At 70.2% G+C, this 16,323-nt stretch carries 12 protein-coding genes; 10 read left to right on the forward strand and 2 right to left on the reverse strand.

All coding sequences use genetic code 11. The features are described 5' to 3' along the window. Window positions 1-190 precede the first annotated feature (190 nt). From purB to pilH, 9 genes are all read left to right on the forward strand, one after another. Window positions 191-1,561 carry an adenylosuccinate lyase gene (gene purB / locus WCD84_RS06255; RefSeq protein WP_343280786.1) on the forward strand — a complete coding sequence of 457 codons (1,371 nt, stop codon included), beginning with the start codon at window positions 191-193 and terminating at the stop codon, window positions 1,559-1,561. A 206-nt stretch (window positions 1,562-1,767) separates the two neighbouring features. Next, the gene (locus WCD84_RS06260; RefSeq protein ID WP_343280787.1) at window positions 1,768-3,129 is read left to right on the forward strand and encodes a cupin domain-containing protein; all 1,362 of its coding nucleotides are present in this window, start codon (window positions 1,768-1,770) and stop codon (window positions 3,127-3,129) included. 4 nt (window positions 3,130-3,133) lie between these two features. Further along, a complete protein-coding gene (locus tag WCD84_RS06265; RefSeq protein WP_343280788.1) occupies window positions 3,134-4,048 on the forward strand; it encodes a GNAT family N-acetyltransferase in 915 nt (304 codons plus the stop codon). A gap of 177 nt (window positions 4,049-4,225) precedes the next feature. Further along, window positions 4,226-7,093: a 2-oxoglutarate dehydrogenase E1 component gene (locus WCD84_RS06270; protein WP_343280789.1), complete on the forward strand. Its 2,868-nt coding sequence runs from the start codon at window positions 4,226-4,228 to the stop codon at window positions 7,091-7,093. A 42-nt stretch (window positions 7,094-7,135) separates the two neighbouring features. Next, window positions 7,136-8,374: a dihydrolipoyllysine-residue succinyltransferase gene (gene sucB / locus WCD84_RS06275; protein WP_343254384.1), complete on the forward strand. Its 1,239-nt coding sequence runs from the start codon at window positions 7,136-7,138 to the stop codon at window positions 8,372-8,374. 140 nt (window positions 8,375-8,514) lie between these two features. Next, entirely contained in the window at window positions 8,515-9,951 is a 1,437-nt protein-coding gene (gene lpdA / locus WCD84_RS06280; protein WP_343280790.1) for a dihydrolipoyl dehydrogenase, read from the forward strand. A 101-nt stretch (window positions 9,952-10,052) separates the two neighbouring features. Further along, the gene (locus WCD84_RS06285) at window positions 10,053-10,646 is read left to right on the forward strand and encodes an LOG family protein (protein ID WP_343254386.1); all 594 of its coding nucleotides are present in this window, start codon (window positions 10,053-10,055) and stop codon (window positions 10,644-10,646) included. Window positions 10,647-10,947: 301 nt separating this feature from the next. Further along, the gene (locus WCD84_RS06290; RefSeq protein WP_343254387.1) at window positions 10,948-11,940 is read left to right on the forward strand and encodes a YhdH/YhfP family quinone oxidoreductase; all 993 of its coding nucleotides are present in this window, start codon (window positions 10,948-10,950) and stop codon (window positions 11,938-11,940) included. Between the two features lie 79 nt (window positions 11,941-12,019). Beyond that, entirely contained in the window at window positions 12,020-12,409 is a 390-nt protein-coding gene (gene pilH, locus WCD84_RS06295) for a twitching motility response regulator PilH (protein WP_343254388.1), read from the forward strand. A gap of 33 nt (window positions 12,410-12,442) precedes the next feature. Here the strand turns inward: pilH and WCD84_RS06300 are convergent, their stop codons facing one another. After that, window positions 12,443-13,351, reverse strand: a complete 909-nt coding sequence (locus WCD84_RS06300) for a DnaJ C-terminal domain-containing protein (RefSeq protein WP_343280791.1) — start codon at window positions 13,349-13,351, stop codon at window positions 12,443-12,445. 155 nt (window positions 13,352-13,506) lie between these two features. Here WCD84_RS06300 and WCD84_RS06305 point away from each other — a divergent pair, with 155 nt between their 5' ends. Further along, window positions 13,507-13,983, forward strand: coding sequence for a peroxiredoxin (locus tag WCD84_RS06305; protein WP_343254390.1), 477 nt, complete (start codon window positions 13,507-13,509; stop codon window positions 13,981-13,983). 4 nt (window positions 13,984-13,987) lie between these two features. Here the strand turns inward: WCD84_RS06305 and pbpC are convergent, their stop codons facing one another. Continuing rightward, window positions 13,988-16,321: a penicillin-binding protein 1C gene (pbpC, locus tag WCD84_RS06310; protein ID WP_343280840.1), complete on the reverse strand. Its 2,334-nt coding sequence runs from the start codon at window positions 16,319-16,321 to the stop codon at window positions 13,988-13,990. Window positions 16,322-16,323: the final 2 nt, after the last annotated feature.

Below are 16,323 nucleotides of genomic sequence, written 5' to 3' on the forward strand. Positions count from 1 at the left end.
TGCTCCTGCGAGGGGGGTATGGACAGCGCACATGGATGTGCGCGGTAGGCGATTCAGCCAGGGATGGCTGCGTCGCCGGTCCATACCCCCCTCGCAGGGGCACGCTCCGCCACGAAGCCGCAAGGCCCCCACCCGGCAACCCAAAGCACCCGCCGGGTAGAATGTCCGGCCGCCCACGCCGAAGCCCGCCATGCCCGCCCTCGACCCGCTGCTCGCCCTCTCCCCCCTCGACGGCCGCTACGCCGGCAAGGTGGAGGCGCTGCGACCGGTGTTCTCCGAGTTCGGGCTGATCCACGCCCGCGTGCGCGTCGAGATTGAATGGCTGCTGGCCCTGGCCGCCGAACCCGGCATTCCCGAACTGGCCCCCTTCGACGAAGGCGCCACCGCCAGCCTCCGCGCCCTGGCCGATGGCTTCTCGCCCGCCGACGCCTCGCGCGTCAAAGAGATCGAACGCACCACCAACCACGACGTCAAGGCGGTCGAGTACTTCATCAAGGAGCGACTGGCCGGCGACAGCGCGCTCGGCCCGGCGCTGGAGTTCGTGCACTTCGCCTGCACCAGCGAAGACATCAACAACCTCTCCTACGGCCTGATGCTCGACGCCGCCCGTCGCGACGTGATGCTGCCGGCGCTGGACGGCGCCACGGCCACCCTGCGCGGCATGGCGCACGAATTCGCCGCGCTGCCGATGCTCTCGCGCACCCATGGCCAGACCGCCTCACCGACCACGGTCGGCAAGGAGCTCGCGAACGTGGTGGCACGGCTGGAGCGCCAGCGCGCGCAGCTGGTCGCGGTGTCGCTGACCGGCAAGGCCAACGGCGCGGTCGGCAACTACAACGCGCACCTGGCCGCCTATCCCGACGTCGACTGGCCTGCGTTCTCGCGCCGCTTCGTCGAATCGCTGGGGCTGGACTTCAATCCCTACACCACCCAGATCGAGCCGCACGACTGCATCGCCGAGATCGCCGACGTGCAGAAGCGCATCGCGACCATCCTCATCGACCTGTCGCGCGACGTCTGGGGCTATATCTCGCTGGGCTATTTCAAGCAGGCGGTGAAGGCCGGCGAAGTCGGCAGCTCGACCATGCCGCACAAGGTCAACCCGATCGACTTCGAGAACGCCGAGGGCAACTTCGGCATCAGCGTTGCCCTGTTCGAGCACTTCGCGACCAAGCTTCCGATCAGCCGCTGGCAGCGCGACCTCACCGATTCCACCGTGCTGCGCGCGCTCGGCACCGCCTTCGGCCACGCGCTGGTCGGCTTCGACGCGCTGGCGCGCGGACTGGGCAAGCTCAGTGCGAATCCGGAGCGCCTGGCCGCCGACCTCGACGCCTCCTGGGAAGTGCTGGCCGAAGCGGTGCAGACGGTGATGCGCCGCCACGGCCTGCCGAGTCCCTACGAACAGCTCAAGGCGCTGACCCGCGGCCAGGGCATCACCGCGGACTCGATGCGCGCGTTCATCGGCGGGCTGGAGCTGCCGGACGACGCCAAGCAACGTCTCCTCGACATGACGCCCGGCAGCTATTCAGGCCACGCGGAAACACTTGCCCGAAAGGTCTGACCCGGGGACCTGTGGGACCCGACGACCCGGGGGACCTGTGGGACCCGCGGACCTGGGGGAGCGGCTATAGCCGCGATTGAATCGGGTCGCGGTTACAGTCGCGAGGCGGTCGAATCGCGGCTATAGCCGCTCCCACAAAAATCGCCCTCTCCACGCCCTCTCCCACGCCCTCTCCACGCAGTCGCGAACCGCACGAGACCAGCACCATGACGACCCGCAAGGCACCCTCCGGACGCAAGGCCTCCAGCAGCGGGAAACCGCCCGCCAGCCGTGGGGCGACCCGCGCTGCCGATGCGTCGCAGCCCGCCGACGCGACGCCCCCGGCCGCCATCCACGATCTGCCGCTCGAGATCGACGCCGCCGGCAAGGGTCCGCTGGGCATGCCACCGGCCGACTTCCTGCGCGACTATTGGCAGAAGCGCCCGCTGCTGATCCGCAACGCCTTCCCCGGCTACACCTCGCCGATCGCGCCCGAGGACCTCGCCGGCCTGGCCTGCGAGGACGGCGTGCTCGCCCGCATCATCGAACACGACCGTGCCTCCGATGCCTGGACCGTGCGCCAGGGTCCATTCGCCGAGGACGCCTTCCCGGCGATGCCGCACCAGGACTGGACCCTGCTGGTGCAGGACGTGGACAAGTGGGATCCGGACATCGCCGGCCTGCTGCGGCACTTCGGCTTCCTGCCGCGCTGGCGGCTGGACGACATCATGGTCTCGTTCGCCGCGCCGGGCGGCTCGGTCGGCGCGCACGTCGACCAGTACGACGTGTTCCTGCTGCAGGCCCACGGCCACCGCCGCTGGACGATCGACGCCAGCGTGGCCATGGGCGGCACGGAGCCGCCGCTGGACTTCCGCGACGACGTCGACATCAAGCTGCTGCGCGAGTTCACGCCCACCCACGACTGGGTGCTCGGCCCAGGCGACATGCTCTACCTGCCCCCCAACGTCCCGCACCACGGCGTGGCCGAGGATGCCTGCCTGACGTTCTCGGTCGGCATGCGCGCCCCGTCCGCGGCCGAGCTGCTCGGCGACCTGGCCGACAGTTTGCTGGCCGACGCCGACGACACCCTGCGCTACGCCGACCCCGACCTCGCACTGCCCGATGACCCGGCGGAAATCGACGACGCCGCGATGGCGCGCGTGATCCACGCCCTGGACCTGCTGCGCAGCGACGATCCGCAGCGCATGGGCGACTGGTTCGGCCGCTTCATCACCCTGTATCGCAACGGCGGTGAAGTCGCCGCCCCCGACGGGGGCGACGCCCCGCCGCGCTCACGGATCGAGGTCGAGTGGGACCTCGAGCACGGCGCCAGCCTCCACCGCCATCCGTATTCGCGCATGGCCTGGCGGCGGTCCGGCGACGATGCACAGCTCTACGTCAACGGCGAGGCCTACGCGATGCCGGCCGGGGACGCCGCGGCCATCGCCAATGCGCCCGTGCTTGGCGACGCGGCCTATGCCGCCCTGACGCCGCATGCGCGCGGCTGCGTGCTGGCCCTGCTGGAAGCCGGCCATTACCAGCTGGTGCTGGAAGACGACGACGACGGCGACAGCGAAGACGGGGAGTAGGTCCATGGCCCAGGCACAGGCGCGGGCATTCACCATCCATGCGGTCGGCTACGAAGAAGGCCTGCCGGACCTGCGCAGCGTGCGCGAGGCGGTGTTCGTCCAGGAACAGGGCGTGCCGCTGGCGCTGGAGTGGGACGAACTCGACCCGGTCTGCCACCACGTCGTTGCCCGCGATGGCGCCGGCGATGCCATCGGCACCGGCCGGCTCACGCCGGCGCGCGGCATCGGCCGCATGGCGGTCCTGCCGGAATGGCGCGGCCGCGGCGTCGGCGACGCGCTGCTGCAGGCCCTGCTCGAGCAGTCCCGGACGCTGGGCTGGCCGGAAGTCACCCTCCACGCCCAGGCCGCGGCGGTCGGCTTCTACGCGCGCGCCGGTTTCCTGCCCGTCGGCGGGCGCTTCCAGGAAGCCGGCATCGAACACCAGGGCATGCGCCTGCTGCCGGGTGCACTCAACCCCGTCGACTCGCGCGACGCGGCGATTGCCGCCACGTCGGGCGTCATCGCGGGCGCCCGCCGCCATCTCGACATCTACAGCCGCGAGCTCGATCCGGGCCTGCTCGACCAGCCGGAGATCGTCGCCGCGATCCGCCGCTGCGCCACCGGCGGCGAGTGCGCGATCCGGATCCTGCTGCAGGAGCCGGCTGCGCCCCGGCGCGCGTTCGCGCCGCTGATCGCGCTCGGCCAACGCCTGCCCAGCGCCATCGCCTTCCGCGCCGTGGAGGAGCAGGTCGACCGTTCCTATGCCTCCGCCTTCATCGCCAACGATGGCGGCGGCCATTTCTTCCGGCCGCTGGGCCAGCGATGGGAGGGCGAGACGCGGCTCGACGGCGCCGGCCGCGCGCGCCACCTGCGCGGCGTGTTCGACCCCTTCTGGGAGCGCGCCCGGCCCTGCACGGAATACCGCGCCCTCGGCATCTGAGCGGCTGCGGCGGCACCCGAGCTTCCGCCGCCCGGGAAACAATGCGTTTCGAACCGGGGTGCGGGCGCCTCAACCCCGCCCGGAGGGCTATAATTGCCCGGATCGGGTGCCTGAACAGGCATCCGTCCCGCGAAAGCGGACCCTCCCCCCCCATTTCCTGAGCTTTCCGACGCCATCGTGGCCAATCTATTGAAGCAGTTTGCGCAGTCCTCCCAGCTCGGCGCCAATGCCGCCTTCATCGAGGACCTGTACGAGCAGTATCTCGTTGACCCCGACAGCGTCGGCGATAAATGGAAGGCCTGGTTCGACGGCTTCCAGGGCCGGGAGGCCGGCGACGTCCCGCACTCGGTGGTCATGGACGCGGTCGCCCGCGCCGGCCGGGAAGCCAGGGCCGGCGTGGTGGTGGCCTCCGGTGGCGGCGACCTCGAGGCCCAGCGCAAGCAGGGCTCGGTGCTGAAGCTGATCACCGCCTACCGCTCGCGCGGCCACCTGCAGGCGGACACCGATCCGCTGGGCATGGCCGAGAAGATCGACGCGCCCGACCTGGACCTGCCCTTCCACGGCCTGTCCGACGCCGACCTCGACTCCGAGTTCGCGACCGGGCCCGCCGCCGGCGGCACCAGCACCTTCGGCGGTGCCCCGCGCATGCGCCTGCGCGACCTCTTCGCCCTGCTGCGCTCGACCTACGCCGGCCCGATCGGCGCGGAATTCATGCACATCCCGCAGGCCGAACAGCGGCGCTGGATGTACGAGCGCATGGAAACCGCGGGTGGCCGCTACAGCCACAGCGCCGACGAACAGCGCCGCATCCTCGAACGCCTGACCGCGGCCGAGGGCCTGGAACGCTACCTGCACACCAAGTACGTCGGCCAGAAGCGCTTCTCGCTGGAGGGCGGCGACTCGCTGATCCCGCTGCTCGACACCGTGATCCGCAGCGCCGGCAACGAAGGCGTCAAGGACATCGTGATCGGCATGGCCCACCGCGGCCGCCTGAACGTGCTGGTCAATACGCTGGGCAAGAGCCCGCGCAGGCTGTTCGACGAGTTCGAGGGCAAGTTCGAGCACAACGACCTCGCCCACGCCGGCGACGTGAAGTACCACATGGGTTTCTCCGCCGACGTCGCCACCGATGGCGGCCCGGTGCACCTGGCGCTGGCCTTCAACCCGTCGCACCTGGAGATCGTCGACCCGGTGGTCACCGGTTCGGTGCGCTCGCGCCAGGAGCGCCGCCAGGACACCGCCCGCCGCCAGGTGATGCCGATCCTGATCCACGGCGATGCCGCCTTTGCCGGACAGGGCGTGGTGATGGAGCTGTTCCAGATGTCGCAGGCGCGCGGCTTCGCGGTCGGCGGCACGCTGCACGTGGTGGTCAACAACCAGGTGGGTTTCACCACCAGCGCCCGCGAGGACGCACGCTCCACGCTGTACTGCACCGACGTGGCCAAGATGATCGGCGCACCGGTGCTGCACGTGAACGCCGACGATCCGGAAGCCGTGGCCTTTGCCGCGCGCCTGGCCTATGACTTCCGCCAGGAGTTCAACAAGGACGTGGTGATCGACCTGGTCTGCTACCGCCGCCACGGCCACAACGAGGCCGACGAGCCGGCGATCACCCAGCCGGTGATGTACCAGGTGATCCGCAAGCACAAGACCACCCGCGAGCTCTACGCCAACCAGCTGGAGTCCGCCGGCGTGCTGCCCGCGAAGGGCGGCCAGGCGCTGGTCGACCGTTACCGCGACCGGCTCGACGCCGGCGAGGTCACGACCGAACTGGCACAGGTGGAAAAGACCCCGCCGGAGAGCCGCCTGTTCGTGGACTGGGGCGCCCTGGTCGCGGGCACGCTGGCCGACAAGGCCAGCACCGTGGTGAAGCCGGCGAAGCTGAAGGCGCTGGCCAAGGCCATCACCACCATTCCCGAAGGCGTGCAGCTGCACTCGCGCGTCTCCAAGGTCTACGAGGACCGCCGCAGGATGGCCGCCGGTGAAATCCCCGCCGACTGGGGCTTCGCCGAGAACCTCGCCTACGCGACCGTGCTCGACGAGGGCTTCGGCCTGCGCCTGGTGGGCCAGGACGTGGGGCGTGGCACCTTCACCCACCGCCACGCGATCCTGCACGACCAGAAGACCGACAACTACTACCTGCCGCTGCAGCAGCTGGTCGATTCGCCGGAGCGGGCCACCATCATCGACTCGCTGCTCAGCGAAGAAGCGGTGATGGCCTATGAGTACGGCTTCTCCACCACCGATCCCAACACGCTGTGCATCTGGGAAGGCCAGTTCGGCGATTTCGCCAACGGCGCGCAGGTGGTGATCGACCAGTTCATCGCCTCGGGCGAGGCCAAGTGGGGCCGCATCAACGGCCTGACCCTGCTGCTGCCGCACGGCTACGAAGGCCAGGGCCCCGAGCACAGCTCGGCGCGCCTGGAGCGCTTCCTGCAGCTGTGCGCGCTCGACAACATGCTGGTCTGCGTGCCATCCACGCCGGCCCAGGCCTTCCACATGCTGCGCCGGCAGATGCGCATGACCACGCGCAAGCCGCTGGTGGTGATGAGCCCGAAGTCGCTGCTGCGCCACAAGCTCGCCGTCTCCACGCTGGACGAACTCGCCAAGGGCGAATTCCAGCACCTGATCGGCGACGCTTCGGCGGATCCGAAGAAGGTGGAGCGCGTGGTGCTGTGCTCGGGCAAGGTCTATTACGACCTGCTCGAAGACAGGGAAAAGCGCGGCCAGGACAACGTGGCGCTGGTGCGCGTCGAGCAGCTCTATCCCTTCCCGCGCGAGGCGCTGGTCGCCGAGCTCGGCAAGTACGGCAAGGCCACCTCGGTGGTCTGGTGCCAGGAAGAGCCGCAGAACCAGGGCGCGTGGTACCAGATCCGCCACCACCTGCAGTACTGCGTTCCGGACGCGCTGGAGCTGCACTACGCCGGACGCTCGCGCTCGCCCTCGCCCGCCGTCGGCCACTTCGCCGACCATGTCGCCGAGCAGCAGCAGCTGGTCGCCGACGCACTCACTTCCAAGGCCGGCAGCGTTTTCGCCGCCGACTGACCCCCACAACGCTGACAGCAACGACCAGGACGCATCAAGACCATGGCCACCGAGATCAAGGTACCGGTACTCCCCGAATCCGTTTCCGACGCCACCATCGCCACCTGGCACAAGAAGGTGGGCGACGCGGTTGCACGCGACGAGAACATCGTCGACCTCGAGACCGACAAGGTCGTGCTCGAAGTGCCCTCGCTCGTCGACGGCGTGATCAAGGAGCTGAAGTACGCCGAGGGTGACACCGTCACCAGCCAGCAGGTGCTGGCGGTGATCGAGGAAGGCGCCGCGCCGGCCAAGGCCGACGATGGCGACGCTGGCAAGGCCAAGGCCGAGCCGGCCGCGGGCGCCCAGGAAGTGCAGCCCAAGGCCGACGCCGCGAAGGCCGAGGCCAAGGCGCCTGCGTCGACCCGCCCCGCGCCCGCCGCTGGCGGCACCGGCGAGCTGCCTCCGGGCGCGCGCTTCACCGCCGCCAGGGATGGCATCGACCCGTCGCAGGTCGAGGGCACCGGCCGCCGTGGCGCGGTGACCAAGGAAGACCTGGTCAACTACGCCTCGGGCAAGACGCCGGGCGTGTCCGGCGGCGCGCGTCCTGAAGAGCGCGTGCCGATGACCCGCATCCGCAAGCGCATCGCCGAGCGCCTGATGCAGTCGAAGGAATCGATCGCCATGCTGACCTCGTTCAACGAGGTCAACCTGGGCAAGGTCATGGCGATGCGCAAGGAGCTCGGCGAGAGCTTCCAGAAGCAGCACGGCATCAAGCTCGGCTTCATGAGCTTCTTCGCCAAGGCCGCCGCCAACGCGCTGCAGAAGTATCCCGTGGTCAACGCCTCGGTCGACGGCGACGACATCATCTACCACGGCTACGCCGACATCTCGATCGCTGTCTCCACCGACCGCGGCCTGGTGACGCCGGTGCTGCGCAACGTCGAACGCATGGGCTTCGCCGACGTCGAGAAGGCGATCGCCGACTACGCCACCAAGGCACGCGACGGCAAGCTGTCGCTGGACGACCTGCAGGGCGGCACCTTCACGATCACCAACGGCGGCACCTTCGGCTCGCTGATGTCGACGCCGATCGTCAACCCGCCGCAGTCCGCGATCCTGGGCATGCACACCATCAAGGAGCGCCCGATCGTCGAGAACGGCGCCGTGGTCGCCGCGCCGATGATGTACATCGCGCTCAGCTACGACCACCGCATCATCGACGGCAAGGACGCGGTGCAGTTCCTGGTCGACATCAAGGACCAGCTGGAGAATCCGCACCGCATGCTGCTGGGGATGTGACGATCCCCCTCCCCCGCGCAGCGGGGGAGCGCCGGGGCGACCTCGCCTCGAACCCGCACTGCATGCCCGCGGGGTTGCCCCCATCCGCCCCTTCGGGGCACCTTCCCCGCCTTGCGCGGGAAGGGAATCGAGGAAACGAAATGGCTGAACAGTTTGATGTTGTCGTGATCGGTGCCGGCCCCGCCGGCTACCACGCCGCGATCCGCGCCGCCCAGCTGGGCATGAAGGTCGCCTGCATCGACGCCGGCGTCGGCAAGGACGGCAAGCCCGCCCTGGGCGGCACCTGCCTGCGCGTGGGCTGCATCCCGTCCAAGGCGCTGCTCGACAGCTCGCGCCAGTTCCACAACCTGCAGCATGTCTTCGGACAGCACGGCATCACCGCCAAGGACGCGAAGATCGACGTCGGCACGATGGTCGGCCGCAAGGACGCGATCGTGAAGCAGTTCACCGGTGGCATCGCGCAGCTGTTCAAGGCCAACAAGGTCACGCCGTACTACGGCTTCGCCACCCTGCATGCCGACCGTCTGGTGAAGGTCAAGCAGCACGACGGCAGCGAGGTCGAGCTGACCGGCACCAACGTCATCATCGCCGCGGGCTCGGATTCGATCGAGCTGCCGTTCGCCAAGTTCGATGGCGACACGATCGTCGACAACGTCGGCGCGCTCGATTTCGCCGAGGTGCCCAAGCGCATGGCCGTGATCGGTGCCGGCGTCATCGGCCTGGAGCTGGGCAGCGTGTGGAAGCGCCTGGGCGCCGAGGTCGTGATCCTCGAGGCGATGCCCGATTTCCTCGCCGCGGCCGATGCCGAAGTGTCGAAGGTCGCCGCGCGCGAGTTCAAGAAGCAGGGTCTGGACATCCGCCTGGGCGCCAAGGTCTCGAAGGCCGAGGTCACCGGCAAGGGCAAGAAGAAGGAAGTGCAGGTCACCTTCGCCGACAAGAAGGGCGAGGAGACGATCACCGTCGACAAGCTGCTGGTCGCCGTGGGCCGCAGGGCCGCGTCCAAGGGCCTGCTGGCCGAGGGCAGCGGCGTGAAGCTGAGCGAACGCGGCCAGATCGAGGTCGACGGGCACTGCCACACCGGCGTCGACGGCGTCTGGGCGGTCGGTGACTGCGTGCGCGGCCCGATGCTGGCGCACAAGGGCTTCGAGGAAGGCATCGCCGTGGCCGAGCTGATCGCGGGCCTGCCCGGCCACGTCAACATGGACACCATTCCCTGGGTCATCTACACCGAGCCGGAGCTGGCCTGGGTCGGCAAGACCGAACAGCAGCTCAAGGAAGAAGGCATTCCGTACAAGTCCGGAAGCTTCCCCTTCGCCGCCAATGGTCGCGCGGTGGCAATGGTCGAGCCGGCGGGCTTCGTGAAGGTGCTGGCGCACGCCGAGACCGACCGCGTGCTCGGCATGCACCTGGTCGGCGCGAACGTGTCGGAGCTGGTGCACGAGGGCGTGCTGACGATGGAGTTCAAGGGCTCCGCCGACGACCTCGCGCGCATCTGCCACGCCCACCCGAGCCTGTCGGAAGCGATCCACGACGCGGCGATGGCCGTCGACAAGCGCGCGATCCACAAGGCGAACTGAAGGCGCGGGCCGGCGCATGCCCGGCCCCGCACCTTCTGCTGCCGCAAAGCGCCGGGCACTGCCCGGCGCCGTCCTTTCCAGTCTTCGAAGAATCACTGCCCATGAAAAGCCTTTGCGTCTACTGCGGCTCCAACAGCGGTGCACATCCCGCCTACATCGAGGGCGCGATCGCACTCGGCACGCGCATGGCCCGTGACGGCATCCGCCTGGTCTATGGCGGCGGCAACATCGGCCTGATGGGCACGATCGCCGACGCCGTGCTGGCCGCGGGCGGCGAGGTGGTGGGCGTGATCCCGAAGCACCTGGTCGACATGGAAGTCGCGCACGGCGGCCTCACCGAGCTCGAAGTCGTCGATTCGATGCACCAGCGCAAGTCGCGCATGTTCGACCTGGCCGACGCCTTCGTGGCGATGCCCGGCGGCTTCGGCACGCTCGAAGAGATCGTGGAGATGTTCACCTGGCGGCAGCTCGGCATCAGCGAGAAGCCCTGCGCCCTGCTCGACATCAACGGGTATTACCAGCCGCTGGTCGCGATGATGGACCGCATGGTCGAGGAACGCTTCCTGCATCCCGGCCAGCGCGAGGACATGTGGACCGGCGACAACATCGACGCCATGTTCGAATGGATGCGCGGCTACCAGCCCGCTCGGGCCTCGAAGTGGCTCGACGAGAAGCGCAGCCGCGAGCTGCGCTGAGAGCGGACCCTCTACTGCGGTCGTCTTCTGGTCGTCTTCTGGTCGTCTTCTGGTCGTCTTCTGGTCGCCTTCTGGTCGTCTTCTGGTCGCCCCCTGGCCGCCCTCCAGCCTTCCTGCAGCGCCACTGCTCTTGTGGGAGCCGCTATAGCGGCGAAAGCCCTGGCAGCGCGATCGCCGCTATAGCGGCTCCCACAAAAGCCGGCCCCGCAACAGCCGGTTGTGCGACAGCCGGCCTGTCGCGGGCTGCATCGCGGATAATCGAACCGGGCCGCAGTCCTGGCGGCATTTCAAAGGAGACGGCATGAGCATTCCCGACACTTTCCGCGCCTTCCGCATCCACAGCGACGACGCCGGCTACCGCAGCGGCATCGAACAGGTCGGCATCGAGCAGCTTGCGCCCGGCGAGGTCGTGCTGAAGACCGCGTTCTCGTCCGTCAACTTCAAGGACGCACTGGCAGGCACCGGCAAGGGCAGGATCCTGCGCCGCTTCCCGCTGGTGGGCGGCATCGACGTCGCCGGCCACGTCGTCGCCTCCACCGATCCCGCCATCCGCGAAGGCGACCAGGTGCTGGTCACCGGCTGCGGCCTGAGCGAGACCCGTGACGGTGGCTACTCCGAATACGCGCGCGTGGAGTCGAAGTGGGCCATCCCGCTGCCGGCCGGCCTGTCGCTGCGCGAATCGATGATCCTCGGCACCGCCGGCTTCACCGCCGCACTGGCGCTGCTGCGCATGAGCGAGAACCGGCAGCAGCCCGGGCTTGGCCCGTTGGCGGTTACCGGCGCCACCGGCGGCGTCGGCTCGCTTGCGGTCGACATCTTTTCAAGCGCGGGCTACGACGTGCACGCGATCAGCGGCAAGCCGGAACAGGCCGCCTACCTGAAGGAGATCGGCGCCAGCGAGGTGCTCGGGCGCGATGCGCTCGCCACGACCCGGCCGATGGAGTCGGCCCGCTTCGGCGGCGGACTCGACAACGTCGGTGGCGCGATGCTCACGAGCCTGCTGGCGCAGACCGCCCCCTATGGCAACGTCGCAAGCGCAGGACTTGCCGCAAGCCACGACCTGTCCGCCACGGTCATGCCCTTCATCATCCGCGGCGTCTCGCTCCTGGGGGTCGCGTCCGCGGGCACCGCGCGCGACATCCGCGACGAGGTCTGGCGCCGCCTGGCCAGCGACTGGAAGCCGCGCCACCTCGAGCGGATCTGCACCCGCGAGGTCACCCTCGGCGGTTTGCCCGAGGTATTCGAAGGCATGCTTGCCGGCGGATCCCACGGGAGGACGCTGGTCACGCTCTGAGAACACGCCCAAGCCCGCGCGCCCGGCTTGCAGGCCCGCCGCCGCGGGCTACAATCGCGAGAACTGAACGGGGAACACCATGGCGCGCATCCTGATCGTCGACGACTCGCCGTCACAGCTGATGGGCATCCGCCGCATCGTCGAAAGCCTCGGCCACGAGGCACTGACCGCGGAAGACGGCGCCGCCGGCGTCGAGGTGGCCAAGCGCGAGCTCCCGGACCTGATCCTGATGGACGTGGTGATGCCGAACCTCAACGGCTTCCAGGCCACGCGCTCGATCACCCGCGACCCCAGCACGAAGCACATCCCCGTGATCCTGGTGACGACCAAGGACCAGGAGACCGACAAGGTCTGGGGCATGCGCCAGGGCGCACGCGCCTATCTCACCAAGCCCTTCAGCGACACCGAGCTGTCGGCGACCATTGTCGAGGCGATCGCGACCGAACCGACGCCGCCCGCGGCCGCCTGAGCCGGCGCCCCGGGTCACGGCGCTGCGGCGGCGCTACTCGCGCTTCCACTCCCCTGAAAACGCCTCGCGCAGGGCCTCGTAGGCCGCCTGCTGCGCTTCGCCCTGCGGCACCGGCGCCTGCACCTCAAGCTCGACGATCTGGTCGCCATCGGCCTGCCCGCCCGTTCCCGGCAGGCCGCGGCCGCGCAGGCGCAGCCGGCGCCCGGCCTCGGACCCGGCCGGCACCTTGAGTTCCACGGTGCCGCCCAGCGTCGGCACGCTGACGGCCGCGCCCAGGGCCGCCTCCCAGGGCGCGACCTGCAGCGCATAGACGATGTTGCGGCCGTCGACCTCGAAGCGCGGATGCGTTGCGTACTCGACCTCCAGCAGCAGGTTGCCGCCCTGCCCGCCCTGGCCCGCCAGGCGGATCACCTGTCCCGGGCGGATCCCGCGCGGAACCTTGACCTCCAGCGTGCGGCCGTTGACCGCGATGCGCATCGCGCCGCCGCGGTATACGGTTTCCACGGGCACGGCCAAGCGCGCGCGGGTATCGCCGCGAGGGGGATTGCCGAAGCCCGGCCCGCCCCGCTGCTGCTGTTGCGCCTGGCGGCGGAACAGGCTCTCGAAGAAGTCGCTGAAGCCGCCGTTGTTGCCGCCGCCGAAGACTTCTTCATGGTCGAAGTCCGGACCGCCGCCATTGCCACGGAAGCCGCCCGGCGGCGGATGGATCTCGTCGCCCGGCCGGTAGCCGCGCCCGCGCAGCTGGTCGTAGGCCTTGCGGCGTTCGGGGTCGCGCAGCGCCTCGTAGGCCTCGTTGACGGCCTTGAACTTGTCCTCGGCCCCGGCTTCCTTGCTGACGTCGGGGTGGTACTTGCGCGCCAGCCGCCGGTAGGCGGTCTTGATCTCGGCCTCGCCGGCGCTGGCCTCGACGCCAAGCACGGCATAGTAATCCTTGAACTGCATGCGATCTCCACGTGCGCGACCCTGGTGCCGGCCGCGGCAGGGTAGCAATATCGGGACGAACGACGGGTGACACAAGCCCGTGCCGGCCACGGCGTGGCACCATGGTGCGAGCGGCGGCGATTCCCCGCCACCCACGCGAACACGGAGCCCTCCCCATGACCATCCAGACCGGCGACGCCATCCCCGAGGTCACGCTGAAGCACATCGACGACGGCGTGCAGACCATCGACACCCCGACCCTGTTCGCACACAAGAACGTGGTGCTGTTCGCGGTGCCCGGCGCGTTCACGCCGACCTGCTCCGAGCGCCACCTGCCCGGCTTCATCGAGCATTTCCAGGCCTTCCGCGAGCGCGGGATCGAAGTCGCGTGCATGGCCGTCAACGACCCCTTCGTGATGCAGGCCTGGGGCGAGAGCCAGGGCGTCCCTTCGGGCATGCGCATGCTGTCCGATGGCAACGGCGACTTCGCCCGCGCGCTCGGACTGGAGATGGACGGCACCGCCTTCGGCATGGGCATGCGCAGCAAGCGCTTCGCGCTCTACGCCGAAGACGGCGTGGTCAAGCAGCTGTTCGTCGAGGCCCCGGGCGAGTTCAAGGTCTCGTCGGCGGAGCACGTGCTCGGCGCGATCTGAGGCCTCAGCGCCCGACGTCAAAGGCCAGGCTGGCCCAGGCGCCGCCTTCGGCCAGCGCGGTCAGCTGCTGGCGGCCGGGCTCGCCGAATTCGCGCCACAGCAGCTGGCGGCCGCGGGTCTCACCGACCCAGCGGCCGTTGAGCAGCCACTGCACATCGCCATCGATGCCCACCGCGCGCAGGGCAAGCCGCGGCGGCTTGGCCGAGCCGGGGGCGCGCAGCAGCAGCGCGCCGTCGTTGACGCCTTCGATCCGCATCGCCACGGCCTGGCCGCGGCCGTCATCACTGCAGCCGGCGGCCAAGGGCGGCAGGCGCGAGGCCTCGCGTTCGGCCGCGCCCAGCCACGGTGACGCCAGCGCCGGCCAGCGCGCGATGTGGCGCATGCGTCGCGCGTGCGTTCCGGCGCAACCGGCGGTCAGCCGAAGACCACTGGCGGCATCCACTTCGATCCGTTCGAGCACCGGCGCCCAGCTGCGCGCGTCGCGCTCGGGCAGCGTGGGCGGCACCGCGCCGTCGAGCACCCAGGCCTGCATCCGCCGATGGCACGCGCCTTCGGGCTGTGCCTCGGCCGCAGTGCCCAGCGGCCAGCACACCTCGCGCTCGGCGACGTTTGCCGGCGACGGCAAGCGTGCGCCATCGCCGGGACGCTGCGGCAGGCTGTCGACCACTTCGAACATCAGCGGCAGTGCGGTGACCGCGCCGTACTGGCCCGGCAGCGGCGTGCCGTCCGGACGCCCGACCCACACGCCCACGGTGTAGCGGCGCGTGGTGCCGAGCGCCCAGGCATCGCGATAGCCGTAGCTGGTCCCGGTCTTCCAGGCCACGCGTGGGCGCCGGCCGGTGTCGAAGGTATCGGCGCGCTCGCCCGGGCGCGGATTGGCGGCGAGGATCTCGTGCACGATCCAGGCCGCGCCCGGCGACAGCAGGCGGCGCTCGACCAGCGGCTCGCCGGCGGCGTAGCGCACCCGCCCGGCGATGCCGCCGCGCGAGAGCGCCGCCTGCGCGCCCACCAGGTCCTCCAGCCGCGCGCCGGTTCCGCCGAGGATCAGGGTGAGGTTGGGCTGCGCGCCGCGCGGGAAGCGCAGGCCGATGCCCGCGTGGTCCAGCCGCGCGGCAAAGCGCGCCGGGCCGACGCGGTCGAGCATGTCCACCGCCGGTACGTTGAGCGACAGGCGCAGGGCGTCGGCCACCGACACCGGCCCGTTGAAGGCGGCATCGAAATTGGCAGGTCGATAGCCGCCGAAGGACTGCGGCGCGTCGACCAGCAGGCTCTGCGAATGCACCAGGCCGTCATCGATCGCCATGCCGTAGACGAAGGGCTTGAGCGTGGAGCCCGGCGAGCGCCACGCGCGCACCATGTCGACGTGGCCCAGGCGCGCGGCGTCGCCGAAGGCGGCGGTGCCGAGGTAGGCGCGCGCTTGCATGGTGTCGTTGTCGACCACCAGCAGCGCCGCCGAGGTGCGTTCCGGCAGCTGGCCGACGTAGTTGCCAAGGCGCTCCTCCAGCGTGCGCTGCAGGGCGGCGTCGATGGTCGATTCGATGCGATCGGCGCGCGGATGGCGCGAGCGCAGGCGCTGGGCCAGCAGCGCCGCGGACAGCGGCGGCTGCAGGGCGCGCGCGACCACCGGCTCGACCAGCGCGTCGTCGACTTCGGCGCGACTCCAGCGCCCGCTGGTGACCATGCGTTCAAGCACCTTGTCGCGGGCGCGACGTGCCGCCTCGGGCTCGCGGTCGGGACGCAGGCGCGTGGGCGCCTGCGGCAACACCGCCAGCAGCGCGGCCTCGGCGTGCGACAGCCGCGCGGCGGGCTTGCCGAGGTAGGCCCAGCTCGCCGCCTCCACGCCCTCGATGGTGCCGCCGAAGGGCGCGCGCTCCAGGTACAGGCTGAGGATCTGGTCCTTCGACAGGTGCGCCTCGAGCTGGAGCGCACGCAGCATTTGCCGCGTCTTGCCCGTCAGCGTGCGCCGGTGCGGCTCGAGGATGCGCGCGACCTGCATGGTCAGGGTGGAGCCGCCGGAGACGATGCGGCCGCTGCGCGCGGCCTGCCAGGCGGCGCGCAGCAGGGCCGGCGGATTCACGCCGGGATGGCGGCGGAACCAGCGGTCCTCATAGGTGAGCAGCGCATCGACGTACAGCGGCGAAACGGTGGCTTCGGAGGCCGGGTAGCGCCACACGCCGTCGGCGTCCGCGAAGGCGCGCAGCGGCGTGCCGTCGCGCGCGGTGACCAGGGTGGCGTGATCGCGCGCTTCGGGCAGCGGCGGCGGGAACGCAACGTCGAGTCCAAGCAGCAGGACCAGCAGCCCGACAGTCCCCCAGCGCAGGATCGCCAGCCAAGGCAGCG

It is taken from the genome of Luteimonas changyuni (genome assembly GCF_039548395.1).
In the GTDB taxonomy this organism is placed as follows: Bacteria; Pseudomonadota; Gammaproteobacteria; order Xanthomonadales; family Xanthomonadaceae; genus Luteimonas.

Excerpts from the sequence above, each read along its gene's own strand:
- WCD84_RS06285 (WP_343254386.1), top strand. The coding sequence starts at position 10,053 with ATGAAAAGCCTTTGCGTCTACTGCGGCTCCAACAGCGGTGCACATCCC.
- pilH (WP_343254388.1), top strand. The coding sequence starts at position 12,020 with ATGGCGCGCATCCTGATCGTCGACGACTCGCCGTCACAGCTGATGGGC.
- WCD84_RS06260 (WP_343280787.1), top strand. The coding sequence starts at position 1,768 with ATGACGACCCGCAAGGCACCCTCCGGACGCAAGGCCTCCAGCAGCGGG.
- lpdA (WP_343280790.1), top strand. The coding sequence starts at position 8,515 with ATGGCTGAACAGTTTGATGTTGTCGTGATCGGTGCCGGCCCCGCCGGC.
- sucB (WP_343254384.1), top strand. The coding sequence starts at position 7,136 with ATGGCCACCGAGATCAAGGTACCGGTACTCCCCGAATCCGTTTCCGAC.
- WCD84_RS06290 (WP_343254387.1), top strand. The coding sequence starts at position 10,948 with ATGAGCATTCCCGACACTTTCCGCGCCTTCCGCATCCACAGCGACGAC.
- WCD84_RS06265 (WP_343280788.1), top strand. The coding sequence starts at position 3,134 with ATGGCCCAGGCACAGGCGCGGGCATTCACCATCCATGCGGTCGGCTAC.
- purB (WP_343280786.1), top strand. The coding sequence starts at position 191 with ATGCCCGCCCTCGACCCGCTGCTCGCCCTCTCCCCCCTCGACGGCCGC.
- WCD84_RS06305 (WP_343254390.1), top strand. The coding sequence starts at position 13,507 with ATGACCATCCAGACCGGCGACGCCATCCCCGAGGTCACGCTGAAGCAC.
- WCD84_RS06300 (WP_343280791.1), bottom strand. The coding sequence starts at position 13,351 with ATGCAGTTCAAGGATTACTATGCCGTGCTTGGCGTCGAGGCCAGCGCC.